At 39.4% G+C, this 24,353-nt stretch carries 23 protein-coding genes and 1 pseudogene; 2 read left to right on the top strand and 22 right to left on the bottom strand.

Annotated elements, in window-relative coordinates; genetic code table 11:
- Positions 1-158: 158 nt before the first annotated feature.
- From BXY41_RS06475 to BXY41_RS27120, 16 genes and pseudogenes are all read right to left on the bottom strand, one after another.
- Positions 159-1,076, bottom strand: coding sequence for an aldo/keto reductase (locus BXY41_RS06475; protein WP_104436012.1), 918 nt, complete (start codon positions 1,074-1,076; stop codon positions 159-161).
- A 624-nt stretch (positions 1,077-1,700) separates the two neighbouring features.
- The gene (locus BXY41_RS06465; protein ID WP_104436010.1) at positions 1,701-2,168 is read right to left on the bottom strand and encodes a hypothetical protein; all 468 of its coding nucleotides are present in this window, start codon (positions 2,166-2,168) and stop codon (positions 1,701-1,703) included.
- A gap of 10 nt (positions 2,169-2,178) precedes the next feature.
- Positions 2,179-3,030 carry an AraC family transcriptional regulator gene (locus BXY41_RS06460; RefSeq protein WP_104436009.1) on the bottom strand — a complete coding sequence of 284 codons (852 nt, stop codon included), beginning with the start codon at positions 3,028-3,030 and terminating at the stop codon, positions 2,179-2,181.
- A gap of 335 nt (positions 3,031-3,365) precedes the next feature.
- Positions 3,366-4,412, bottom strand: a complete 1,047-nt coding sequence (locus BXY41_RS06455; protein ID WP_104436008.1) for a hypothetical protein — start codon at positions 4,410-4,412, stop codon at positions 3,366-3,368.
- Positions 4,413-4,487: 75 nt separating this feature from the next.
- Positions 4,488-4,778 carry a cupin domain-containing protein gene (locus BXY41_RS06450; protein WP_104436007.1) on the bottom strand — a complete coding sequence of 97 codons (291 nt, stop codon included), beginning with the start codon at positions 4,776-4,778 and terminating at the stop codon, positions 4,488-4,490.
- A 68-nt stretch (positions 4,779-4,846) separates the two neighbouring features.
- The gene (locus BXY41_RS27460; RefSeq protein WP_432765505.1) at positions 4,847-5,044 is read right to left on the bottom strand and encodes a DUF5780 domain-containing protein; all 198 of its coding nucleotides are present in this window, start codon (positions 5,042-5,044) and stop codon (positions 4,847-4,849) included.
- A gap of 188 nt (positions 5,045-5,232) precedes the next feature.
- Positions 5,233-6,204, bottom strand: coding sequence for a phosphotransferase enzyme family protein (locus tag BXY41_RS06445; protein ID WP_104436006.1), 972 nt, complete (start codon positions 6,202-6,204; stop codon positions 5,233-5,235).
- Between the two features lie 426 nt (positions 6,205-6,630).
- The gene (locus BXY41_RS06435; protein ID WP_104436004.1) at positions 6,631-7,920 is read right to left on the bottom strand and encodes a sensor histidine kinase; all 1,290 of its coding nucleotides are present in this window, start codon (positions 7,918-7,920) and stop codon (positions 6,631-6,633) included.
- Positions 7,898-8,566, bottom strand: coding sequence for a response regulator transcription factor (locus BXY41_RS06430; RefSeq protein WP_104436001.1), 669 nt, complete (start codon positions 8,564-8,566; stop codon positions 7,898-7,900). Before BXY41_RS06430 ends, BXY41_RS06435 begins: the two co-directional genes overlap by 23 nt.
- Positions 8,567-8,599: 33 nt before the next feature.
- Positions 8,600-8,716 (bottom strand): divergent PAP2 family protein, encoded by a 117-nt coding sequence (locus BXY41_RS06425; protein ID WP_104435999.1) that lies wholly within the window; start codon positions 8,714-8,716, stop codon positions 8,600-8,602.
- 40 nt (positions 8,717-8,756) lie between these two features.
- Positions 8,757-9,299: a hypothetical protein gene (locus BXY41_RS06420; RefSeq protein WP_054876213.1), complete on the bottom strand. Its 543-nt coding sequence runs from the start codon at positions 9,297-9,299 to the stop codon at positions 8,757-8,759.
- Between the two features lie 338 nt (positions 9,300-9,637).
- The gene (locus tag BXY41_RS27455; RefSeq protein ID WP_104436305.1) at positions 9,638-9,790 is read right to left on the bottom strand and encodes a transposase; all 153 of its coding nucleotides are present in this window, start codon (positions 9,788-9,790) and stop codon (positions 9,638-9,640) included.
- Positions 9,791-10,247: 457 nt separating this feature from the next.
- A pseudogene (locus BXY41_RS06410) lies at positions 10,248-10,343 on the bottom strand (transposase); the annotation flags it as partial.
- 319 nt (positions 10,344-10,662) lie between these two features.
- On the bottom strand, positions 10,663-11,562 hold the full coding sequence (locus BXY41_RS06405; protein ID WP_104435994.1) for a MerR family transcriptional regulator: 900 nt from the start codon (positions 11,560-11,562) through the stop codon (positions 10,663-10,665).
- 76 nt (positions 11,563-11,638) lie between these two features.
- Positions 11,639-12,577 (bottom strand): aminoglycoside phosphotransferase family protein, encoded by a 939-nt coding sequence (locus BXY41_RS06400; protein ID WP_104435992.1) that lies wholly within the window; start codon positions 12,575-12,577, stop codon positions 11,639-11,641.
- 3 nt (positions 12,578-12,580) lie between these two features.
- Positions 12,581-13,576, bottom strand: a complete 996-nt coding sequence (locus BXY41_RS27120; RefSeq protein ID WP_242980073.1) for a GNAT family N-acetyltransferase — start codon at positions 13,574-13,576, stop codon at positions 12,581-12,583.
- A gap of 567 nt (positions 13,577-14,143) precedes the next feature.
- Here BXY41_RS27120 and BXY41_RS06390 point away from each other — a divergent pair.
- Together BXY41_RS06390 and BXY41_RS06385 are read left to right on the top strand one after the other, a co-directional pair.
- Complete coding sequence (locus BXY41_RS06390; protein ID WP_104435989.1) at positions 14,144-14,392, top strand: GlsB/YeaQ/YmgE family stress response membrane protein; 249 nt, start codon at positions 14,144-14,146, stop codon at positions 14,390-14,392.
- Positions 14,393-14,415: 23 nt separating this feature from the next.
- A complete protein-coding gene (locus tag BXY41_RS06385; RefSeq protein ID WP_104435986.1) occupies positions 14,416-14,655 on the top strand; it encodes a CsbD family protein in 240 nt (79 codons plus the stop codon).
- A gap of 290 nt (positions 14,656-14,945) precedes the next feature.
- Here the strand turns inward: BXY41_RS06385 and rlmD are convergent, their stop codons facing one another.
- The 6 genes from rlmD to BXY41_RS06355 all read right to left on the bottom strand — a co-directional run bounded on the left by rlmD (position 14,946) and on the right by BXY41_RS06355 (position 24,169).
- Complete coding sequence (gene rlmD, locus BXY41_RS06380) at positions 14,946-16,307, bottom strand: 23S rRNA (uracil(1939)-C(5))-methyltransferase RlmD (protein ID WP_185140344.1); 1,362 nt, start codon at positions 16,305-16,307, stop codon at positions 14,946-14,948.
- 109 nt (positions 16,308-16,416) lie between these two features.
- Complete coding sequence (locus BXY41_RS06375; protein WP_104435983.1) at positions 16,417-16,710, bottom strand: DUF4366 domain-containing protein; 294 nt, start codon at positions 16,708-16,710, stop codon at positions 16,417-16,419.
- A gap of 146 nt (positions 16,711-16,856) precedes the next feature.
- Complete coding sequence (pcrA, locus tag BXY41_RS06370; RefSeq protein WP_104436302.1) at positions 16,857-19,145, bottom strand: DNA helicase PcrA; 2,289 nt, start codon at positions 19,143-19,145, stop codon at positions 16,857-16,859.
- Positions 19,146-19,311: 166 nt separating this feature from the next.
- Positions 19,312-20,169, bottom strand: coding sequence for a patatin-like phospholipase family protein (locus tag BXY41_RS06365; protein ID WP_104435981.1), 858 nt, complete (start codon positions 20,167-20,169; stop codon positions 19,312-19,314).
- Positions 20,170-20,675: 506 nt separating this feature from the next.
- Positions 20,676-22,451, bottom strand: coding sequence for an ABC transporter ATP-binding protein (locus BXY41_RS06360; RefSeq protein ID WP_104435979.1), 1,776 nt, complete (start codon positions 22,449-22,451; stop codon positions 20,676-20,678).
- Positions 22,442-24,169 (bottom strand): ABC transporter ATP-binding protein, encoded by a 1,728-nt coding sequence (locus tag BXY41_RS06355; RefSeq protein WP_104435977.1) that lies wholly within the window; start codon positions 24,167-24,169, stop codon positions 22,442-22,444. The genes BXY41_RS06360 and BXY41_RS06355 overlap by 10 nt, the downstream gene beginning before the upstream one ends.
- Positions 24,170-24,353 lie beyond the last annotated feature (184 nt).

The raw sequence follows: 24,353 nt of genomic DNA, 5'->3' as shown, positions 1-24,353 counted from the left end.
TTCTTTTGTAAAGCGGATAATAAAGAGCCTTGAGAGACTATACCCTCAAGGCTTCCCCTTACCCAATTAGTTAATAAAACTATTTAGTATATTCAATTTTCGTGTCTGCAATATAATAAATATAAACAGAAGTTTCCCGCATGGGACCTTCCGCAAAACTATGGTAAAACATTACCGGCTGCACAATAGATTTCATACCATTCCTCACGGGTCAGATAAATATCCGCTGCCTTCATACAGTCTTTTAGCCTGTCAGCATTCATCGTTCCTGTCACAGGCTGCATATGTGCCGGATGCCGAAGAATCCATGCTAATGCAATTGTGGTATTTGACACTTCATAATTTGCTGCTATTTTATCAATTGCCGCATTTAGTTTTGGGAATTTATCATTATTTAGAAAAACTCCCTCAAAAAATCCATATTGAAATGGAGACCATGGCTGTACCGTAATATCATGTAAGCGACAAAAATCAAGTACACTTCCATCACGGCTAACAGCAGTGTCATCTGCCATGTTGACATGGAGTCCTGCGGATATCATAGTGGCATTGGTGATACTAAGCTGTAACTGGTTTGCTATAATTGGTTGGTGTAAAAATTTTTCAAGCAGCTGAATCTGCATGGGATTCTGATTTGAAACGCCAAAATTACGTACTTTCCCACTGCTGTAAAGCTTATCAAATGCCTCAGCAACCTCCTCTGGCTCAACCAGTGCGTCCGGGCGATGCAAAAGAAGTACATCTAAATAATCGGTTTTCAACCGTTTCAGACTGCCGTCAACCGCCTCTAAGATATGTTCCTTTGAAAAATCAAACATCCCTTTCCGTATGCCACATTTGGATTGCAGGATTATCTTTTCTCTGACAGTACTGTTCATGTGTATGGCCTCTGCAAATAATTCTTCACATGTTCCGCCGCCATAAATATCTGCGTGATCGAAGAAATTCACTCCGCCCTCCAGAGCAGTCTGAACAAGACGCTCTGCATCGGCTGTACTCAGCTCATTAATACGCATACAGCCAACTGCAATAGTTGGCACCTGTAAATCAGATTTACCCAATTTCATATATCTCATGTTAGATTACCTCCTCATAATTTATTATAAACCTTTAAGTTAACTTTAAGTCAATACCTTATTATTATAGTTTATCGAGGTAATGACGAGGTAAAAATTACTCTATGAGAATATAGTATTACAGAATGATGTCACAACTGTCTTGGAGAAGTTCCAAAATACTGATTAAATGCTTTATAGAAATTGCTGCTATTGGGAGAAGAATCTGGGATTCTTAAATGAACGAATTCATCTGCGTACTGATTTTTATGCTGTTCAAGAAAGAAATTGAGCATAGCAGTGTCTGTGGAAAATGACGCAAGAAATTCCCGAATAAATATTTCTTTCCGAATTAACACACCGATAATGATACCTTCTTCATCTGATTCTCTTTTAGCAGCATAACCACTATAGGGTTGTCCAATATAGCAATCTATTTTGCACTTAGGGCATCATAGTCGCCACGATACGCAAATTGTAGAAAGAAAAAGTCCTGACGGTGGTACTGTTCATTGAGTCGTTTATACTTGAAAACAGCAAGCTGCAAGCTACTCTCCCTTAGCTTTTTCAAATACACTTACAAAAAAAGCGATCACATTCCATATTTTTATCGTTGCTCCGCCAAGAATTTCTCATCAACATAAACTAAAACTTTGATTTTTGATAAGTATATGGAATACTTGTCCCAACAACAACATCATCAATCTTTTCAATCATAAACCAATCATCCATGTTTCCCTGATGGTCAAAGTCAAGCGCAGGAGTAATTGCTGTAACATTTTGAAATTCTATCAGACATAAGCATTTCTTGTGCCAACGTATTTTTTGTTTTTCTGTTAAATTGAGTTTATCCTGATTATCTGCAAGTACTTTTACAATCTCATCATCGGTTAGCTTTACGTAATTTTGGACAGATTTCACGATAGCTTTCGTGGATATCTTTGCTGTCCCTTTTTCCATAAAATATAACATTTCACCTTCAAAAACTCTGCTATGTGGTATCTTGCGTCCAGCCGCCCCCCTTACAACCATAGTTTTTATTCCACTATTAATCTTATCTAATACTCTCTTACCTGTCACACCAATATTTTCACAATATACTAAATGTACCATTATAAGCTCCTCAATTCTTTTTAACTACAGGAATCCAAACTTCATATATTGCATTTTCCGGGTTTGGATTAATATAAACCTCAACATCCGGTGCATTCCCATATTCATATCCTGATGTTGGAAGCCAATCCGTTACAATTTGCTTCTCTAGTTCCTGAATGGATATATTTGTCCCGTTCCCTCTAAAAATTGCCCAAGTCGCTTCCGGCACCATGAATTCTTCCAAGCCTGTTTCTGCCTCCTGATTACTTGCTACTGCTATATAATATTTCCAGTCGGATTCCTCATTACATGAGCTGACACCTAATAGTCCCTTAACCTCTCCGTCCATCATGTTCGCCAACTTTTCTATCATACCATTTTGAGCAGCCTGTCCCCACATGGCCGGAACGACTTCAAAGTTTTTCTCAATTTCTTTTTCTAATGGAATTGATAATCCAACAATTCTAAATGCCTCTTTCTTCTCAATACGATAATCCATCACACAATCTCCTTTAATTGATATTTTGAAGCTGATGGGAGGATATGCTTTCAAACTATGCAGACCTCCTCTCGCTTCTGAAGGAGCGATACCATGTATTCGCTGAAAAGCTCTGTTAAAGGCCGTAGGTGAATCATAACCATATTTTAAAGAAACATCTATCACTTTATTACTAGCATCCTGTAGGTCTGCTGCAGCTCTTGACATTTTTCTTCGCCTAATATATTCCGATAACGGGACATCTGCCATATATGCAAACATTCTTTGAAAGTGATAAGATGAACAAAGCGTGATCTTAGATATTTCATCAAAATCAATTTCATCCGTAAGATGTTCCTCTATATAGTTAATTGCACTGTTTAATCTCTCTATCCATTCCATATCTTAACTCCTTATGTCATTATATTTGTTATAAAGCTGAATATCCTCTCTTTATCATATCGGAATAAGAGAGGTACAGCGTCAAAACTGCAATTATTTTTCAAGTGTTTCTTTTTAAAAAGCATTCCAACAACATTTACCGGGAATCCGCTTGATAATACATCCTGTGTTGTCCAAACAGATTGAAATGGCAAATAGCTTGTGATTTATTTGGTGAACAGCATAAAGGCAATGTAAGGAATAAAGCACAGGGAGCATAAAAAAATGGATAAAATAGCTCTCTTTCTGTTCTCTAAGTTCATCCCATAGCTCATAGTTGGGCGATTTTATCTCCCTTAGTCGTTCGTCATTACATTCTTACAGCGGTTATTTGAATGCTTGTAAAGCTTGTCCATAAAACCCAGCATTTCTATCAACTGTTCAGCCAGTTCGTTGTTGATACTGTGCCAACGATAACCATAACCTGGAAAATAAGGGCATAAGTCATACTCTTCGCCTTCATGAACAACCTTGATTACGGCAAGTGAGCGTGCGCCTGTTTGATCGGTCTGCACACAATATCTACATCCGTCACATTTTTTCGTGTGCTTTATGATAAAGTTTTTTATATTGGTACTTGCTGAATCAAAAGCCTTCAAGTATGTTTTCAAGCCATTTGGTATGCACAAACCAAAAACAACAGGATTTTCAAAACAGGAGTCATATCGTGCCGATATGCCTGTATGCCTGATTTTATATTCAAATCCGCCGGTTGGACGATCTTTGCTCCACACAGGGTTTGCGTAAGTCAAGGACAGCTTGCAGTCACTGGCCGTGATGTTGTAATTATCAAATCTTCTATATCCTTGTCCAATCATCCAGTTTTCAAGTTTGCGAAATGCCTCTTCCCCAAGCAGATATGCATAGATGTCGGAAGTGTACGGGTACTCTTTATCGAATAAGCAAAATGAAAACTCGGTTAAGTTACTGTCAGGACGGGTTGACAGCCAAATCCAGGCGGCAGGTAGATTTGCAAAATCGTTAATGCCAAGCCTAGAGAGGATTGCTTTTTCTCTCTTATTCCATTTCACCGGAGAACCCTGGCCCATGAGAAACATATTTTGCAGCAGGATATCTATCGTTTTACTGAATTTTCTCATATTAACCTGCAATTCAGGCTTGCCATAAGAAGATTTAATAAACCCGGGATAAGCATCATCCTCATAAAGGGATGTGACAAAAAGCAATGGCTCGTCAAAAGCTAACTGATATAGCTTCTTTATCATAATATAGAACTGTTCTTGTTCACCCACACTTACGCTCCCATGATCATCAGGAACAAACGGTGGAAGCAAATGGATATAAGCCTGCGCTATTCTTTGTTCTAAATTCTCAAAAATCATCTCTAACCTCTTCTACAGAAAAAGATATGAAGTTCAACAGGTACTCGGTTACGATACAATCTAAAGCAAGAGGAGCTAGTCCTCATATAAGTCACCGCTATTCTCTTTATTTAGGGTACCGGACAGCTCAATCATTAAGAACTTAGTCAACGCGTTGACTTTCATTTTCTGCTCCTCGGTTTCTAAATAAAAGCTACCCTCGATGACGTAAAACAATTTATCCGAATGCTCATGCACATGAAAGTCTAATGTACGATTTTCTACTTGCACAACACTAAGAACATGTTCGTTTAATAGTCCTATTTTTTTGTAGACATATAGTTCCGAATTCTTATTGACTTCATCGATTAAATTAACCACCTGCATAAATGTACCTCCGTATTATTAGTTTATTAAGAGCGCAGAGCGCATCAAGAATTGCACGTTATGCCTTATCATTGCATGATTTTATATTTACTCGGATAAAAGCTTTCCAACACCAAAACTTCCACCGTTTTTCCTTTATATGTTTCCAGCCAATTACTATATTCTGAATTATTCCATACGCTTTCGTCCTCAAATGATATTTCTTTTATCTGATATAGTGCGTATGCTACATTGTTCGGCTGTGCATGTCCTTTACTCCTACGAATAAGAGCGAGTTTTCAGAAAAGATCATTTGAACCTCCACTAATGTGTCTGCACTAATTTTATCCTAATTATGTAATAAAATAAATAAACCTGTAGTTGAATATATGCAACCTATGATTGCTTTATTTTGTGTATCTATAATAAAAGCAAGCCCGCGGATTGATAAAATCCACAGGCTTACTTTTATTTATCAATTCATTTTAGCTTCTTTACTGTGCATTTCGCTTTTCAGCTGAATTCTGAGCTCTGACATCCAGTCAGGCTCAACATCAAATTGGTCTGCAACGCAACGAATCAACCTTGCGTAACCGTATAGATTTGTAAAACGCTGCATAAGCGAATAAGACGCTTGCATTTCCTCGGTCAGGCAATGTTCTGAACGATATCCTTTTAGGAATTCTATTTTTGCTTCTTCGATCATGCTGTTGCTCAATTCCTCCTCTATACAATCGAAAACCTGAGCAATATCCATAGTATACCAGTGGTACATCCCATCGTCAAAATCTATTACGGAACAGAAATTCTTATCATAAAATACATTGTCAAACTCAAAATCGTAGTGTATGAGTCCGTAATTGTCCGTGTCAATTGACAAATTATCAAACGATGCTTTGATTTGCTTCCATTCTTTAAAAGTACATTTTGGGGCTTCGTATTCAGAAAGCGTGGCATGGATCCACTCTAAAACTTCGGCATGATCCCATTTTTTTACGTTCGGACGATATGCGGATGACAATGTGTGAAGCCTTCCCAGTGCCTTTCCGTAAGCGTACATGATATCACTGGATTTATCTGTCTTTGCAATTTGTATTCCCTTTACGCATCTAAAAGACGTGACATAATAGCGTCCCCACGGAGTATGCAAATCCAAGCACATATCTCCAGATTTACTTGAGATGGGCCTCAATGCGGGATAGTTGTTCTTTGCTAGATACTGGATGAACTCCATTTCGCCGTATAGATTTTTCTTCAGTTTTTCTTCTACAGGCGCAAGACGAAGAAAACATACCTCTCCTTGGAATCGATAGGGATATATTGCATTGGAGGATATCCGATAATAACCCAGCATATCGTCCAACCCAACGGTGTCGTGTTCCCAATACCTCTTCAAGATTTCTTTTACCAGTTCAAAATTCTCATTCAAATGTTTTAATTTAAGCATGTGTTTATCCTTTCAAAATAAAAAGCACTCCTGAAAAACAGAAGCGCATAAATTTATTGCTGAAATAATAAACAGAAGTGCTATTTCGCCATATTTATTAAGTGAGCAATATTACTTCGTTTTTCATGCATAAAATAGTTTTCATAATATTACTCACCTCCATTCAAAATTCTATTTTTATTATACAGCAATTATTCCAAAAAAGTCAAGGCTAAAATCAACATAACTTTATCAATAACACTTGATGGAAATGGTGCGTTAAGAAGATACTGCCCTGACTAATATTGACCCTGACATAATATCTTAGTATTTAACTACGGTAGGAACAACCAACGAGTTGATAAACGGCAGGAATGGATTTGCCCCGTTCACTGATTTTGCGGCCATCCCGGCAATAGCCGCTATCCATATTAAGGCTAATGCACTTTAGGAAATGCGCGGAAATAAAATCGTTATCAACAATCCATCGGATGTGTTACTTGCACGAATTATCCCGCCGTGTTCCTCTACAATCCACCTTGCTATGGATAAGCCAAGACCCGTACCTCCTTTTTTTCGCGTTCGGGAATTGTCGGCTTTGTAAAAACGTTCAAAAATATGTGCAAGATTTTCTTCCGATACACCGGGGCCATTATCTTCTACTTCAATAAAGATATATTTATCTTTTTGATAAGCCCTGACGTTAATCTTTCCGCCTACGATAGAATACTTTGCACTATTATCTAATAGAATGCGTATTAACTGCTTAATAAGAGAAGCGTCAGCCCTAATATGAAAATTTTCTGTTTCCAGCTTATAGGTGTGAGTATCATCAATAAGTATGGAATCATGTATGATACTGTCTAGTAATTCCGGTAGGTCTACTTCTTTAAAATCAATTTTCAGACGGTTTTGGTCGGCATTAGCCAGAAAGAGCAGGCGCTCTACCAGCTTATTCATGTATACCGCTTCCCGCTTAATAGAAGCAACCGCCTCCGCTTGCACAGATTCATCATTTTTGCCCCATCGCTCCATCAAGTCCGAATATCCCTGTATGACAAGCAACGGCGTTCGCAATTCATGGGAAGCGTCTGAAACAAACTGTTCTTGATTTTTATAAACTTTCCAAATCCTATCCAGCAGTTCATTGAATGTTTCAGCTAATAGTTTTAATTCATTCTGAGAATTTGCCACATCAAGACGTACATCTAAGCCACCGTTATTTATTGTGTTAATCATTTCGTGAATCGGTTTTACTGTACGCCTTGTGGTGATTGATGTAATAAACAGAATAAATGCAACAAGAATTACAGATGCACCAATCAGAAAAATAAGCATAGTCCGGATTGCTTTCCATTCTTTTGCCAATGTTTTTGTGATAACGATCTCATAGCTCTCCGGTCCGCTTTGTACCGTAAACCGATATATAATCTCCACACCGTCAATTACAACTTCCGAGGGGGCAAATGCTCCGCTCGCTGGCGACATTGTTACGACAATGGCGCTATTTTCAGCATAGGAGGGAATTATATCACTATACCCTTCCTTAACAAAATCACTGATTACCCGTGAATGATCTTCCAATACAAGAGTTGCGCCTTCAAACATAATGCTGGAAAACGCTTGATATATTCCACAGCCTAACGCTAAAAATATAAGGCCGAACAGCACGATATTGGTAATAGTGGATTTTACGACAATGGACCGATTGATTTTAGATCTTATCTTTGATAACATATCCTATCCCCCTGACTGTCTGTATCATCCTCTCCGGCATGAGGGGTTCCAATTTTTGACGAATACTTTTGATGTATACGTCCACAACATTTGTATTGTCATAAAAATCATACCCCCAAACACTTTCAATGATTTTTTCCCGTGAGAGGACGATGTTTTTATTTTTTAGCAGGTATACAAGCAGGTCATATTCTCTCTTTGTTAGCTGGATTTCCTCTCCGGCTATGGTAACAGTCCGGGAAGAAACATGTAGTTGCAGCTCCCCATACTGGAGAATGTTATCTGTTTCGTCTTTTCGGAAAACAACTCTTATTCTTGCCAGCAATTCTTCCATGAAGAAAGGCTTTGCAATATAATCATTTGCGCCACTGTCCAACCCGGCCACCTTATCGGACACTTCCCCTTTAGACGTTAGCATAATAATAGGCGTGTTTTTTTCTTTTCTAATTTTTCGCAATACTTCCAATCCGCTCATTTCTGGTAACAGAATATCCAGCAGTATCAAATCATAATCTTCTTCTAAAGCACAATCCAAGCCGGATTTTCCATTGTCCTGAATAACAAGCGCATACCCTTCATGTTTAAGCTCCAATTCTAAATAACGGGCTATAGCTACATCATCTTCTATCAATAGAATTTTGTTCATAGTGCATCCTCTCTATACTTTCTTATATATTTTTCACAAAAAGGCCTTTATTTTAGCCCATTTACGAAATTGGTTTAAAAGATATTGTAGCTTATTCAAGAGCTTAGCATGTTCCCCAGCCGCCCTGCGAACACCGCACGCATCATACATAACCTTCTACTGCACAAGTTCAAGTAAAGAGCAAGTAAACTCATGCCGTAGCCCCGTATTGCTTCATATCCCCTTGGTAGACAGGAATTGCCTGGCACTTTATTAGCTCTTGTAATAACACTTGTGGCCGCACCAAATTCAAAGGCGTTGTGAAATTCATAATACCGGCTTTTTGTAACACATAAGCGACAAATTCCGAACATATAAAACTGTTACTGCTCTGTACCTCTATATTGAAAAGATTACTAATCAGCTTCGTTATACTATAATGGTATTTATTTGGGTTCCGGGCAAAACAGCTTACAATTTTCGCCGCTTTATTGTACTGTACCTCAGTTACATTCATTTCCAAAACTATACCGGGTAGAGTTTTTAGTCGTCCGTAGTATCCAGCCGAATATGTTTCTTTCCGAAAACCGGCTATTATTGGTATCCAGTTAGACCGACGTCCAAATCCATGTAATGAATACAGGTTTTTGTCCAATGAAATCGCAGCATGTGTTACTTCATCTCTTTTTATAAGAGAAACCAATCTACCAATAGGAGATTTTGTCTTAATAAGTGATATATATATTTTCGCCACTTGCATTCCCTCACTTCTCGCGTTTTTTTACAGCTATATCATAACAAGTAAAAATGAGAAACAAGGGGGAGCTTTTCTGAAAATTTGCTATAAATTCATTGAAGAATAACTCTGTTTCCATATGTTTCTGCAAAACGGCAAGCAATGTGACTGCGGCCACAGTCACGAAATGCTGCTTGTTGGGGAGCCACCCAAAACCCTGCCCACTTCAGGCCAAGTTGGGGCTGTTGACAAAGTGGATATTTTTCAGGTGAAATACTGATTTTTATAGATTTGACATAAAGAGATACTTGTTTTCCCCTATAACTGGAAACAGATAGGCAGATACCAAGCTGATTTTAACTACATGCTATACACCTGATCAGGCGTTTCAGGTTCATTGCCGTCGCCGATAAGAGACAGTGTGTTTCCGCTGCCTCTATTCCGCGCCTGTAAAGATACCTTAGATTATTATCTCGTTTCTGTGTCCCAAATGTACCCTCACACCAAATCTGGCGTTTATTTAGTGATCTTTATACTCCACCGACCCATCCCGTGCATGATGTGCCTTAACGATTGCTTCAAAAATATTAACTTGTATTCTTCGGCTTGTCTGGCTTGGGGCAAGTTCCAATGAAATAAGCCTCGCCAGGTTCTCAGACTGGGGAAGAGTCGTACAAATCTCACCATTACGATAAAGTACAATGCAGTCTGCGGATAAGGAAAAGTCCTCGACCTCTTCAACTGATACACATTTCCCAGCTCAATCACTTCGCTTTCGCTCCGGCTCTGCTGTTCCCGTTCCTACGCTTAAACCCGTCGTTGCCGATTCGGCTCCAAGGACTCGGTACAGATGGATTGGTTAGTTTCTTTTCTGGCAGGGTTTCCCTGCTATATTTCATCAGCTTACTAAGTCTAACAGAATAACTTCTGCTAGCCAGAGGAATCAAGGCTTTATCTTGATTCGCAGCTCGCACTTCCTTTTAAGTATCCTATTATTTCTGATACTGAGTATTTTGGTGGAATTCGTATTAACATGTGTACATGATCTGGCATACATTGCGCTTAAACTTGATGCTATGAAGAGTGGAATGGTACTTTATGATTCTTTTTATAACAACTATGTTACTTTGGGCGAGGTGGTTGGAAAAGCATGGGGGGGAAGGAAAAAAATATTCCTCATAGGTTAACTACCTTTCATACAACGAAAAAACCAGGTAAGAAATCCGCTTCCCAGTTGCGGATTTCCTTCCCGACTGGCACTCTCTTCACAAAGGTATAGCGCACCAGATTTTACGCAAAGTTCGCGTCCCAAGGGGGGCTTCGCCCCCTTGGAATCCCACTGAAAATAATACTTATTTGTCAAATCCATATGTCTTCATGCCTATTTTTCTTTATCCTCATATTTATTGTCACGATTCCAATAAAAATAATAGTTACGAAAAGCATTGGCTAAACACACAATGATAATTACTCCCAGCAAAATCAAGCCCTCTATTGAAGAGAATAACTGCCTTACACTATTTTTTCCACTTGTAACGATAATAAATAACGCAACAAGAATTCCCGGCAAGTAAATATGAAGAAACCGTAACCATTTTTTTCTACCATGCTTGTATTCTTCTTTTGTTTCTGCCATATCTTTTCTTGTACATCTAACGATTGCTACCGGAAGCCCTCCCCCTCTTGCGTAATTTCGTTCAGCACTATACTCTATCCCATCGAGTGTGAATTCTGGATACATCCCCTTCTTTGTGAATTCAATCTCCATATCTCGTTCCATTGCATATTTGTAAAGTACATTTTCAAAATCATAGCTATTTATTATCGCATCATCTGGAGTAAAAGTAATGACTCTCTCATGTTCATAATCAATAACTTCCTTGTAATCCTTAATCCATGAAGTGAAAAAATGCTCTTTTTCCATACTTTGCAGATATTCTTCTACATTTAATTCATCTATAGTAATCTGCTTTTTCTTCAATGCCTTGCAAAACTCAATGGCATTTTTGTCATCACTTATTCTTTTTTCTAATATATGCTGTTGTTTGTCCAAGGAATTTGACAGGTTCTCCTTATCATGCAAAACCAGTTTAATTTGTTCTAATGGCATATCAAGCATGCGAAGCATCTTAATTACTTTTAGTATTCTGACGTCATTCTCTGAATATTCCCGATATCCATTATCAGGATTACGCTTTGTTGAAAACAACTCTGCTTTTTCATAAAATCTGATATTTTGTGCAGATACTCCTGTCCTTTGTTCCACTTCTTTAATGTTCATAGATATACCTCCTTATGAGGTGATTGTAAACCCTATACAAACTATAAAGTCAATAGAAATATATAAAAAATACTGGCTATTTCATGTTTTCTGCATACTTTAATCGTAATGCATGATCGTACCAGGCTGGCACAACCTCTTTAAAATTATTATAATTTTTAAAAGCAATTTCACACCTTTTTTTCATACCCTCTATTTCTGCACTGCCAAATTTTTCGGCCCACTCGACAGAATACAGCGATGCATGTGCAACATAAACAGCAAGAGTTTCCCAAAAGTCAGTTGGAATGGCATCATTAAAATACTCATCAATCTGGCCAACGCAATATGGAATACTCTCTTCTATCCCAAAGCTTTCTAACTTATAAAACTCTTCATACGGATCTCCGACTTCCCAACGATTAAAATCAATAACTCCTATTTTTTCATTTTGAACATAAATCAGATTTCCCGGATGATAATCTCCATGTAAATATGTGGGTGCTTTTCTCCACATTTTATTAATATTTTGTTTCACAAACCGTATTGCATCTTCATCATTTGGAACTCTTACCTTGGAATTCTCATATTTCTCAAGCTGTAATAATTTTTTATCTACTTTTGTTTTTTGAGGTAAATCTTCTTTATGAACATATATGCTATGAATCTCTTTAAGAATTTTCCCCGCCTGTCTTCCCAAAAGATATTGCTGTTGCTCTGACAATTTTCCCAACTCGTCCTCTAAATCTCTTCCTTCCACCCAAGATAAAATCATGTAAACACTATTTCCATTATTACATATTCCAAAGGAAAGTGGTTCCGACATTGTGAATCCCGATTTTGTAAATTTACGAATTATGTCGTACTCTTTTTTCTTTATATCAAATTCACTTACATCTGAGATTCGTAATAATAAATGCTCTCCTAAATCCGTTGTTACAAGATACTTTTTATCCATCGAATATCCCTTTTCAATTAACACAATTTCTTTCCATGATTTGTAATCCGGAATATCCATATATAAATTAGTATTCATAAACTACCATCTCCTTAAATAAAATCTTTGTTCTGGATATTCATTTTCAAAAAAGCATAATTCTCCCTCCTCAAACCCTGCTTTCTTATAAAAAGCCCGTGGAGCAGTTCCCTTTTCATCTTCTTCTCGAAATGTTTCCACAACAATCGGTCTGTTTTTGTCCATTCTGTCAAGCATAACCTTAACCATCTTCGAAGCTATATGTTTTCTTCGAAACTCTGGATGCACCGCCATACAACAAAGCATGTTATGCTTTATTGAAAATAAGAGAATACCTACAACCATATTCCCAAACAACGCACATATGGCTGTTCCCCTATCTATATTTTTCTTTACAGTATTCTTATATTCAATTACTTTTTCCTCTGTTTCTAATCCCGGGAAATTCCATTTTACGATTTCAACCATACTCATCCATGATGAAAGATTTTCATTGCTCGCATATGTAATCTTAATTGCCGAATCTTCATTACGAAATGTATTGTACCAACTATCTAATTCAAAGAGTTTATCTAAAAACCAATAAGGTATAAAGGTTCCTTCTTGCTGCATTTTTAGTACTTCCTCTTTATCAGCCCATCTAACAGCCTGCACCTCTTCCTTCTGTAATTTAATGTGTGAAAGATCAACATCATTTTTTACTATATAAAAATCATCAAACCCATTTCTAAATGTTGTCGTGAACTTTGGAAGCACGTCTGACAGATCCATTTTTAATCCTAATTCTTCTGCTAACTCTCTTTCAGCCGCTTGACTACTACTCTCTCCAGCAATTGCAGAACCTCCTACCGATAAATCCCACATATTTGGCCATCCGCTTTTAAATGGCTGACGCTGTTGAATTAACAACTGATTCTTATTATTAAAAATACATACATGAATCACAAGATGGTATTCATCGTCAGACAGTTTTTCACCTCTTTTCTGCAACTTTCCAGTCTTTAATCGTTCTTTTGTATATATATCCCATAATTCCATTTTTTCATTTTTATCACTCATTTGATTCCTCCAATTCTTAAATTAATATGCATACCATCATTTGCCAACATAATAATTTTACTATAATTTCAAAAAATGTATAGACTTGTATTTAAAAATATAGTATACTGTAAAATGAAGTGTGCCTAAAATCGACTTTTAGGCGCACTTCATTTATGTGGTCATAGTGTACAACTGTTAATACTGTAAATCGTATCACATTTTGTGTACTCATAAATAATTATATCTCGATTCTTAAAACAATTCAGTAGATTCTTTCATATATCCTTTCCCCTTATTTCATTTTACTCAAAAATATAGGACCTTTACCATTAGTTGTAATATACTAAAATAGCTCCATTTTTCTCATAGAATCCCAATTTTAATGAATATTTTTCTTTTTTTATAGAACAATAATACAATGGCATTACTATGGAAGTAATTCATAAAATTGCTCTGTGAACTTAAGAGCTGCCCCCAATCCGTTTACCGGTTTATTAATATATTTGTTCATATAAGAAATCCAGGCAGCCTTTAAATAGGTTGTTTGTTTTATATTTAAAAAATAAATTATGTCAGGAGATTATTATGGGAATTATTGGTTGGATTATCATTGGTGCTATTGCTGGTTGGCTCGCCAGCATGGTTACTGGGAACGATAAAAAGATGGGAGCTTTCGCAAATATTATAGTGGGCGTTATTGGTGGCCTTATCGGAGGATTCATCATGAGTTTACTAGGCGGAACAGGCATTTCCGGCTTTAATCTTTGGAGTCTTTTGGTTGCCTTTATAGGCTCATTAATTGTTTTGTGGATATTTAATAAAATCAACAAATAAAATAAAGAGTGGAGGTATAATTTTTGAATGATTCAATTAAAAGTAAAACCGATAAAGTTGTAGGTACTATCAAAGAAAATATTGGAAAAGCTATGGATTCTGAGCAGATGGAACTGAGTGGTAAATTGCAAAATCTTGCCGGAGAAGCCAGAGGCAAGGTTGAAGAGACTATGGGAAAATCTGTACAAATCAGTGAGGATATCAAAGAATCAATTGCTGATAAGGCGAATGATTTAATTGATTCAGTGAGGAGAAAAAATTAATAAGTACTTGTTAATCAACACTCTATGGAACAAGAAACTATTTCAATTGAAAATCTCCCTGGTTATTTAATTGTGCAGCTGGAAAAATAACTGTTCCTGAAAAACTAATTTTAATCATTAACCTTGAGACGCCCGTGACCTAAAGGAGCTCTTGCATAGGCTCCTTTTATATTCATCACGTAATATTGATATCTTTGAAAAGGCGACTTCCATTTGAAAACCTCCAGAAATTTGGTTGCCAAATGGTTGTCATCGCCCGCAGTTTGCAGAATATCAAATATTGAAAATCCTTATTTTATGTGTGATAGCAAGCATACAGTTTCAACGTTTGCAGTCGAAGGAAACATGTCCACACAACACACCTTAACCACCTCATATCCCCTCATCTGCAGCACTTCTAAATCTCTCACCAGACTCGTCGGCTTACAGGACACATAAACCAGCCTGTCTACCCCGAAATCAATAATCTTCCCCAACGCCTTGGGATGGATCCCATCTCTGGGCGGATCCAGAATAATAAGATCCGGCTTATCTTCCAGTTCATCAATCACCTTTAAAACATCCCCCGCGATAAACTCGCAGTTATCCAGGCAGTTTCGCGCAGCGTTCTCTCTTGCCGCCTCCACGGCCTCCTCTACAATCTCCACACCCACCACTTTTTTTGCAACAGGTGCAATAATCTGGGCAATCGTTCCAGTACCGCTATATAAATCAAATACCACCTTATCTTTTGTTTCTCCTACATACCCTCTTGTGGTTTCATACAGCACTTCCGCCCCCAGAGAATTGGTCTGAAAGAAAGAAAACGGTGAAATTTTAAACTTCAGTCCCAGTAATTCCTCATAAAAATAATCCTGTCCATATAAAATATCTGTCCGGTCACTCTTTACCACATCTGCCAGACTGTCATTTAATGTATGGAGAATTCCAACAATTTTTCCATTCAGTTTCAAGTTAAGCAGCACATCAGCAAAAGGCTTTAAATCAAGTTCCTCCTGAGTCGTAGTAACAAGATCAACCAGAATCTCTCCTGTTTTCACCGCTCTGCGCACCAGAAGATGACGCAGATATCCGGTATGCTGCATCTTCTTATAAAATCCGACCCCTAAGTCTTCAAAATAATCCTTAGCCGCCTTTAAAATATCACAAAAATCCGTATCCACAATCTTACATTCTGTCGTCGTCACCACATCATAAAAACTTCCTCTTTTATGCATGCCCAGGGAAAGAGGACCATCCTTATATTCATCTCCAAAGGAAAATTCCATCTTATTACGATATTCATCTTCAGTCGGGCTTGGTTTAATTCCTTCAAATATAAAATCACCTGTCACAACACCATCTAACAGGGATTTCACCTGCTGTTCCTTAATCTTTAACTGTTCTTCGTAAGGAATAGTCTGATAGGTGCAGCCCCCGCAGATTCCAAAATGAGGGCAGGGATCTTTTGCGTATTCCAGAGGGGACCTCTCTAAAACTTCAAGAATCCGGCCTTCGCATTTGCCTCCTCTTTTTTTATTAATCATCACTTTCAATTTCTGTCCGGGAAGTGCGTGCTTTACACCAATTCTTCCTTCCGGTAGTTCTATCATGCCTTTATCCGGAAATTCAAACCGTCCGATTGTACCTTCATATATCTCACCCTTTTTCACTTATGCTGACTCCTTTTATTCTCTTAAATTTTCATTTAAATTATATATTCTGTCATGTAAAAGAGCGTGTCTCACTTTCTGAGGCACGCTCTCCTTTTAATGCCAGATTTTATTCTTCGGAACTAGCTTCCGACTTCTCATCCTCAAAGAAATCATCGTCGAAATCATCATCAAAATCGTCTTCAAAATCTTCCAGATAATCCGGAGTAAAGAAACGATATACGGTGTAAGCAATTCCAGCTACTGCCGCTACTGCGCCTATGATCGCGAGTATCCAGAGGATACAGTTTTTCTTCTTTTCTTCCTGTTCTCTTTTATGAAGCAATTCATTCACTCTGCTTGAGTTCATAAGATCTTCCAGTTTGCTCATAGCTTCTTTGCTCATTGCATCAAATCTGTTCATGTCTCCACGTCCTTTCTGAGAGCCCTGCTTTCATTCATATCCTTTACGGCATAGATTTCTCTCTTTGCCTGTAGCAGTTATTATACCATTATATTGCCTTTTTTACTATGGTTTTTGGTTTTTTTTAAAATTTTAAGTAATTTAAATTATTCTCTCACAAGCTTCAGTTTTGCAAATGAAGCAAACATTTTTTTCACACCTGCCTGGTCAAAGTGAACCGTTACTTCGAAATCTCTTCCACCATCTTTGATTTCCTTTACCTCACCGATACCGAATTTGATATGGCTGACCCGGTCTCCCTCTTTGTAACCAAGAGAAAGCGGCTTTTCAATCGTAAATGCTTTTCCGAATCCAGGAGTCGTTGCAGGCTTTGATGTTTTTGAGGCATATGCGTTGCTGCCTGGTCCAAAGCTGCTGACACCAGCCGTCCGTCCTGCTGCCCCGCTATTGCCCCATGGAAGACCGCTGTCGTCAAAATCGGACTGGGCTCTGGAAGAAAGTCTTTGCTCCAGTCTGCTGGAGTCCAATAATTCCGCTGGAATTTCTTCCACAAACCGGCTGATCTTAGAATACCTGGTTTCGCCATTTACCATACGCTGTCTTGCACCAGTCATCATAAGAAACTTCTGAGCTCTGGTAATACCAACGTAGCAAAGTCTCCGTTCTTCTTCCACATCCTCTTTATTATCGGAAGAAATAGACATCATACTTGGGAATAAACCATCTTCCATACCGCTTAAATAGACTCTTGGGAACTCAAGTCCCTTGGCGCTGTGAAGCGTCATCAGCGTGACACGGTTTTCTGATTCATCCATTCGGTCTACATCGGCAACAAGTGCAACCTCCTCCAGAAACTCACTTAATTCCGGATGCTCATGCTCGCCTTCAAAGCTGACTGCTTTGTTGATCAACTCTTCTATATTCTCCAGTCGGGTCTGATATTCGATTTCCCCCTCTGCTTCCAGTTCTTTCTGATAGCCGGTTTCATCAAGGATATCTTCAATCAATTCGTGAATACTATAGGTTTCTTCTGTCAGCCGGTCTCTGAAATCTTCTATCTTTTCCGTAAATCCAAGAACTTTATCCGCTGTCTTCCCAAGCCCCGGAACAGCTTTTACCCTGCAGAATGCATCGTAGATACCCAATCCACGTTCGGAAGCAAATGCCTGGACCTTGCCGATACTGGTTGTACCAATTCCCCTTTTAGGGACATTGATTACTCTTAAGACAGATAAGTCATCTCTTCCGTTTGCGATTGTTTTTAAATAAGCTAAAATGTCCTTGATCTCTTTTCTCTGATAGAAATTAACGCCGCCCACCATACGGTATGGGACGTTATGCTGAAGACATTTTTCCTCGATCAGACGGGACTGGGCATTTGTACGGTATAAAACGGCACAGTCCTGATAATCAGACGAACTGTTTAATATATCACGGACAATGGCATCCGCCTCCTCCGTCGCATTTTCAAACTGCTTAAACTGAACCATGGGGCCTTCTTCATTGGAAGTCCATAAGGTTTTATCCTTTCGGCCTCTGTTGTGACGGATCACCTCGTTGGCAGCCTGTAAAATATTCTGGCTTGAGCGGTAATTCTGTTCCAGTTTAATTACCTTTGCGCCAGTATAAGATTTTTCAAAGTTTAAAATGTTCTCAATATTGGCACCACGGAACTTATAAATGGACTGATCATCATCACCCACAACACAAAGATTCTTATATTTTCCCGCAAGCAGGCTGATTAAACGGAACTGAGCCGTATTGGTGTCCTGATACTCGTCCACCATAATGTAGCGGAAGCGCTCCTGATAGTAGTTTAAGACTTCCGGGTTATTCTGAAACAACTCCACAGTCTTCATAATCAGATCATCAAAGTCCAGTGCATTGTTCTTCTTTAACTCACTTTGGTACTCTTTGTACACAGAAGCTGCTTTCTTCTGGCGGAAATCGCCGGAAGAGTTGAGTTCAAACTCCGCCGCACTTATCAACTCATTCTTGGCTGTGGAAATCAGCCCCAGCATCGCACGGTCTTTGTATACCTTGGGATCTATGTCCAGCTTTTTTAATACATGCCGCATCAGAGTCTTCTGGTCATCTGAATCGTATATGGTAAAATTAGTAGTATATCCAAGACTTTCTATATGCCTTCTTAAGATACGCACACAGGAAGAATGAAATGTGGAAACCCAGATGCTGTCAGCTCCAAATCCTACCAGACGATCCACACGTTCTCTCATTTCTCCTGCAGCTTTATTGGTAAATGTTATAGCAAGTATGTTCCAGGGATTCACACCCTTTTCTTCTATTAAATAGGCAATCCGGTGCGTAAGAACTCTGGTTTTACCAGAGCCCGCTCCTGCCAGCACAAGAAGCGGTCCCTCCGTTTGAAGTACCGCCTCTTTCTGCATAGAATTTAATGTATCATAAATACTCATAAATTGTACGCTTTTTCCTTTCCTTGTTCCTGCCCGCTTTTTAGGGCATAGAGGGATGCCGCAGGCACCTTGTTCCTGCCCGTTTTTCAGGCATAGAGGGATGCCGCAGGCACCTTGTTCCTGCCCGCTTTTCAGGGTATAGAGAGATGCCGCAGGCACCATAGCTTCAGCTCAGCTTCAAATAGGCTTTCAGGGAATCCATATGTTCCAGTGCCAGCCGTCTTCCCTCCTGATACAGCGCCTCCAGTTTCCTTTTGTCCTGCTCTGTTCTTTGAACTGTCACGTGATGATCCGGACGGATTACATAGATTCTGCCCTCTTTTTCCAGACGGTCAATCTCCTCCTGCATCCGGTTATATCTCTCCGGAACGTCCTCCAGCGCCTTTAAAAATCTGGGAAGAGGTGCGAAATAGCGCTCATACCCTTTTTTCGTCCATTTATCAAGGGGCGGTTTCCGATAACCCGGTTCTCTGGTGAGAACCAGCACAACCTTTTCATACCCCAGATCAATCGCTCTTTGATAAGCCACTGGCATGGAGCAGCCGCCATCTAAGTACTTCTTTCCTTCCACCGTAATCATTCTGGAAAGTATGGGAATGCTGCTGGAAGCTTTCACCGCATCGATGAAATTATCACATCTGCTCTTTTCAAAATATTCTGGCTTTCCCGTCTTACAACGGGTTGCAACCACTTCAAAAATCTGTTCAGACTTATAGAATGTGTCATAATCAAAGGGAACCAATGTATTGCTTAATTCCCCAAACAGGAAGTCAAAGTTAAAGATCGAACGTTTTTCCACTAAGTTCCGGAAACTTAAAAAACGTTTGTCATTGACATAATCCAAATCCACTTTTATGGTTCTGCCTATCTGCTTGCTGACATAACTCATACCTGACATGGAACCGGCCGATACACCATTTACATAGGACATCTCAATCCCCTGTTCCATGAACACATCCAACACTCCTGCAGTAAATACTCCCCGCAGGGATCCCCCTTCTAGAACTAAAGCTCCTTCTGTCATCTTAAATCACCTCGCCTACTATTTTATTTCATTTATCCGGTCCGGTCAATCCCTTTCGATATCGCCAGGCAAACTTGAGAGTTGAAAAAGCAAATTTCATGCCCCAGGAGACAGTTCACAATCACCCTTTTATATAATATATGATATCTTTATAACTCCTTCTGACAGCAATAGAAAGAGAAGGGGCATAGATAACTTCTTTATCAGCCCTCTACCCCTTCTCTCCGATATTCCGACCTTCTCTATCCCCGTTTTAGGCAGGTTAGCAGTCGATCCTATATTTTTGCCTCGCCATTCTGAGTTTGCGTGGCATAGATGGCATTTATTTCCTACACCTGCCCCTTTTCTTCAATCTTATAACTACTTTTATATTGCTTGAGGCATAGTAGCAGATAGGTCTTGTTCAGTGCCCCTCACCTAAGGGACTCAAAACCAAACTGCCCTGAACAGCAAGAACCACCGGAACATCTATACTCTTTTAAAAAAGTTCATAATAAAATCAGCCATTACGCGAACTGGCTTTGGTACAATTGATAATAAGCACCTTCCAGTTTCATTAACTCGTCATGGCTTCCTGCTTCCCTAATTGTACCCTGATCGATAACGAAGATCCGGTCTGCCTTGCGGATGGTGGATAATCTGTGGGCGATAATAAAGGAAGTCCGTTCCTTTAAAAGCACTTCAATTCCCTTTTGAACCAGCAGTTCCGTATGGGTATCAATGCTGGAAGTCGCCTCATCAAGAATAAGAATGCCGGGCTTTGATACCATGGTTCTTGCAAAGGCTAAAAGCTGTCTCTGGCCGATGGAAAGGCCGGCTCCTCGTTCACTGATTTCCGTATCATATCCTTTTTCCGTCTTCATAATAAACTCATGGGCGTTAACTGCTTTGGCAGCCTCTTCAATCTCTTCATCGGTGGCATTTAACCGGCCGTAACGAATGTTATCCCGAATAGTTCCGGAAAAGAGGAAATTGTCCTGGGTCATAATGCCCATCTGGCTTCTTAAACTCTTTAATGTCACACTTCTTATCTCCTGATCGTCAATAAAGATCTCTCCGCCAGTCACTTCATAGAAACGGCTGATCAGGTTTACAATGGTCGTTTTCCCTGCACCTGTCGGCCCTACCAGAGCGATAGTCTCACCTGGTTTTACCGAAAAGCTTACGTGATCCAGGATCAGACGGTCCGGCTCATCTCCATAGGCGAAGGAAACTTCTTCAAACCGTACCTCACCCTTTAACTCCTTTAATTCTACTGCATTCTCTTCATCCTTAATCTCAACTTCCGTATCTATGATATCAAAGATTCGCTCCGCAGCTGAGATATTGGTAGTCAGCTTATTATAGAAGTTGGCAAGATTACGTATGGGACTCCAGAACATGGCGATGTATGTGGAAAATGCAAGAAACGTACCAATTCCGATCTGTTCCACTCCCACCACTTTTATACCGATAAAATAAAGCAAAAATCCACCCATTCCCCAGGTTATTTCAACAAGAGGACCGAACGCATCAGCAACGATTACCGCATCAATAAAGGAACGGTAATGCTGGTCTACCAGATCATGAAACACCTCTTTTGTCTCATCCTCAGCAGCATAGCTTTGTATAATCCTGATTCCCGATAAGTCTTCGTGAACGTAGCCATTTAAATTAGAAGTTTTCTTTCTGTATACCCGCCATCTTTTATGGACATTGGTCTGAATAAAAAACATACCGACCGCCAGAATGGGAATTGTCAGCAAAGCTGCCATCGCCAGACGGTAATTCTTAATCAGCATAATGCTGAGAACACAGATCACCGTAATGAAATCCGGAATCAGCTGGGTAACACTATCCGATAATACATCTTTTAGTGAATTTACATCACCAATAATTCTTGCAAGTACTTTTCCTGTGGGGCGGCTGTCAAAGAAGCCAAACCCCAGAGACTGGATATGCTGATATAGTTCCTCTCTGATGTTTAAAAGCACACGGTTTGAAACTTCCGCCATGATACGCATACGAACCTTGGTACCCACTAAAAACAGCAGAAATAATCCAATTGCTCCAATTCCCACATATAAAAGTCCATTGATATCCTTTTGTGCCACACATACGTTTACCGCATACTCCATCAATAGAGGAGCCAGCATACTGATGGTAATGGTGCCGCCCATAATAAACAGAACAAGCACTATTTTCTTTTTATAAGCAAGCAGATAACGAAACAGACGGATTATGGTATCTTTTTTCAATACCTCTTTCTGTTCCTCATCGATTCTGCTGGTATTTACTGACATAGTGCAGCCTCCTCTCCATACTGAACCTCATAGGTTCTGTAATACTGTCCCCGTTTCTCCATAAGCTCCTCATGAGTTCCACGCTCGATAATCTTTCCGTCTTCCAGAATCAGAATCTCATCCGCTCTGCGCACAGCTGATATTCTGTGGGCAATGACAATTTTAGAACTGTTTTTCAGTTCTGACAAATGAGATTCGATCTCCCTCTCGGTTTCCATATCAAGAGCAGAGGTGGAGTCATCAAGAATTAAAATAGGCGTTTCCTTTGCAATGGCTCTGGCTATACTGATTCTCTGTTTCTGACCTCCGGATAAGCCTACGCCTCTTTCCCCGATTACCGTATCATACTGCTCTGACAGCTTCTGAATGAAGCTGTGTGCCTCTGCGGAAATTGCTGCCTGCTGAACGCTTTCCCACTCCGTAGCATCCTTATTTCCGGTTTTGATATTCTCGGAAATGCTGTCGGAAAAGAGAAATACATCCTGCATAACCACCGAAATCTGTCCTCTCAGTAAGGGAAGCGGCAGATCTTTAATGTTTATTCCGTCAAGCAGAATCTCTCCCGCTGTTACATCATAGAAACGCTCGATCAGATTGACAATCGATGTCTTTCCAGAACCGGTGACGCCCATAATTCCCAGTGTCTTTCCTTTTTCCAGGGTGAAATTAATATCATTTAAGATGTCTTTTCCATCCAGTTCAAAATCTACATGCTGAAAGGTAAGCTCCCCTTTCACAACTTCCGGAAGAACTGGTTTGTCGGGATCTGCAATCACCGGTTTTTCTTCCATGATCTTTTTAATCTTCTTATTGGAAGCAAAGGCTGCCGCAAGATCATTGCTTAACCAGCCCACCATTTCCATGGGCCAGATGATATTGTTTGCATATTCGGAAAATGCTCCCAAATCACCAATGGACATCTTTCCCTTAATTACAAGAATTCCGCCGATGACGATGACTGACATCATAAGGAATTTAGACAGGAATGAGATGTTTGGCTGGAACCGGATCAGCAGCTTTGCCTGACTCATGTTTAAGTCATAGTACTGCTTGTTGTGCTTCTTAAATTTACTGATTTCATAGTCTTCTCTGGCAAATGCCTTAACTGTCCTGACTCCCGCCAGATTCTCCTGGGCAACCGTATTGAGCTCAGCAGTCTGTTCGCTGATCTTGTCGTAAACCTCACCCAGCCCTTTTTCCATCTTTAACGCATACCAGGCAATAATCGGCATGATGACGATAGGAATCAGTGTCAGGACAGGACTTAACCGAAGCATACACACAAGAACAATGATGGTGTGAATGGAGCATTCCAACACAAGCATTCCCACAAAACCAAAGGCATTCCAGATCCGCTCTGCATCATCCTTAATCCGGGCCATCAGCTCTCCCGTATTATGGCTGTCAAAATAACCCACGGACAATGTCTGAATATGATCAAACAAATCCTTTCTTAAACCACAGGCGATCCTTGCAGCTGCAAAGTCAAAGATAAATTCCTTTGTATACTGAAATATCGCTCTGCCGAAACCAATTCCCAAAAGCCCTAAAAGCAGCTTCATAAGAATTTTTGTTTCACCACCCACAATTACATCATCAATAATATGTTTTGTAATCTGGGGGGCTGATGCATCAAGCAAAATGCTGATAATCATCGCTGCAAGGGCAAGGACGTAAAGAAACTTATATTTCCTTACATACTTCCACAAATTTTTCATACCATTTCCTCCTATTCTTTTAAAAACTTCATGACTTTTCTCCCATATATGTAAAAAAACCGAAAAAAACTGCGTAGTGCGGTCTTTTTCGGTAAATAAGCAAAAAAATAACCGCAGTCATTCAGACTGCGGATAGACTCATAAAAAGAAGCTTCGATCAAGAAGCAGCATTTGCCCTGACATC

Origin of the sequence: Lacrimispora xylanisolvens (assembly GCF_002934545.1) — a bacterium.
In the GTDB taxonomy this organism is placed as follows: Bacteria; Bacillota; Clostridia; order Lachnospirales; family Lachnospiraceae; genus Lacrimispora; species Lacrimispora xylanisolvens.
The sequence above is the reverse complement of the archived record's forward strand: the minus strand, read 5'-3'. Positions and strand labels throughout refer to the sequence as shown.

Bases quoted from the DNA above. Each gene is read 5' to 3' on its own strand.
- BXY41_RS06475 (WP_104436012.1), bottom strand. From the start codon at position 1,076: ATGAGATATATGAAATTGGGTAAATCTGATTTACAGGTGCCAACTATT.
- BXY41_RS06465 (WP_104436010.1), bottom strand. From the start codon at position 2,168: ATGGTACATTTAGTATATTGTGAAAATATTGGTGTGACAGGTAAGAGA.
- BXY41_RS06460 (WP_104436009.1), bottom strand. From the start codon at position 3,030: ATGGAATGGATAGAGAGATTAAACAGTGCAATTAACTATATAGAGGAA.
- BXY41_RS06455 (WP_104436008.1), bottom strand. From the start codon at position 4,412: ATGATTTTTGAGAATTTAGAACAAAGAATAGCGCAGGCTTATATCCAT.
- BXY41_RS06450 (WP_104436007.1), bottom strand. From the start codon at position 4,778: ATGCAGGTGGTTAATTTAATCGATGAAGTCAATAAGAATTCGGAACTA.
- BXY41_RS06445 (WP_104436006.1), bottom strand. From the start codon at position 6,204: ATGCTTAAATTAAAACATTTGAATGAGAATTTTGAACTGGTAAAAGAA.
- BXY41_RS06435 (WP_104436004.1), bottom strand. From the start codon at position 7,920: ATGTTATCAAAGATAAGATCTAAAATCAATCGGTCCATTGTCGTAAAA.
- BXY41_RS06430 (WP_104436001.1), bottom strand. From the start codon at position 8,566: ATGAACAAAATTCTATTGATAGAAGATGATGTAGCTATAGCCCGTTAT.
- BXY41_RS06425 (WP_104435999.1), bottom strand. From the start codon at position 8,716: ATGTATGATGCGTGCGGTGTTCGCAGGGCGGCTGGGGAACATGCTAAG.
- BXY41_RS06405 (WP_104435994.1), bottom strand. From the start codon at position 11,562: ATGAACATTAAAGAAGTGGAACAAAGGACAGGAGTATCTGCACAAAAT.
- BXY41_RS06400 (WP_104435992.1), bottom strand. From the start codon at position 12,577: ATGAATACTAATTTATATATGGATATTCCGGATTACAAATCATGGAAA.
- BXY41_RS27120 (WP_242980073.1), bottom strand. From the start codon at position 13,576: ATGAGTGATAAAAATGAAAAAATGGAATTATGGGATATATATACAAAA.
- BXY41_RS06390 (WP_104435989.1), top strand. From the start codon at position 14,144: ATGGGAATTATTGGTTGGATTATCATTGGTGCTATTGCTGGTTGGCTC.
- BXY41_RS06375 (WP_104435983.1), bottom strand. From the start codon at position 16,710: ATGAACAGATTTGATGCAATGAGCAAAGAAGCTATGAGCAAACTGGAA.
- pcrA (WP_104436302.1), bottom strand. From the start codon at position 19,145: ATGAGTATTTATGATACATTAAATTCTATGCAGAAAGAGGCGGTACTT.
- BXY41_RS06365 (WP_104435981.1), bottom strand. From the start codon at position 20,169: ATGACAGAAGGAGCTTTAGTTCTAGAAGGGGGATCCCTGCGGGGAGTA.
- BXY41_RS06360 (WP_104435979.1), bottom strand. From the start codon at position 22,451: ATGTCAGTAAATACCAGCAGAATCGATGAGGAACAGAAAGAGGTATTG.
- BXY41_RS06355 (WP_104435977.1), bottom strand. From the start codon at position 24,169: ATGAAAAATTTGTGGAAGTATGTAAGGAAATATAAGTTTCTTTACGTC.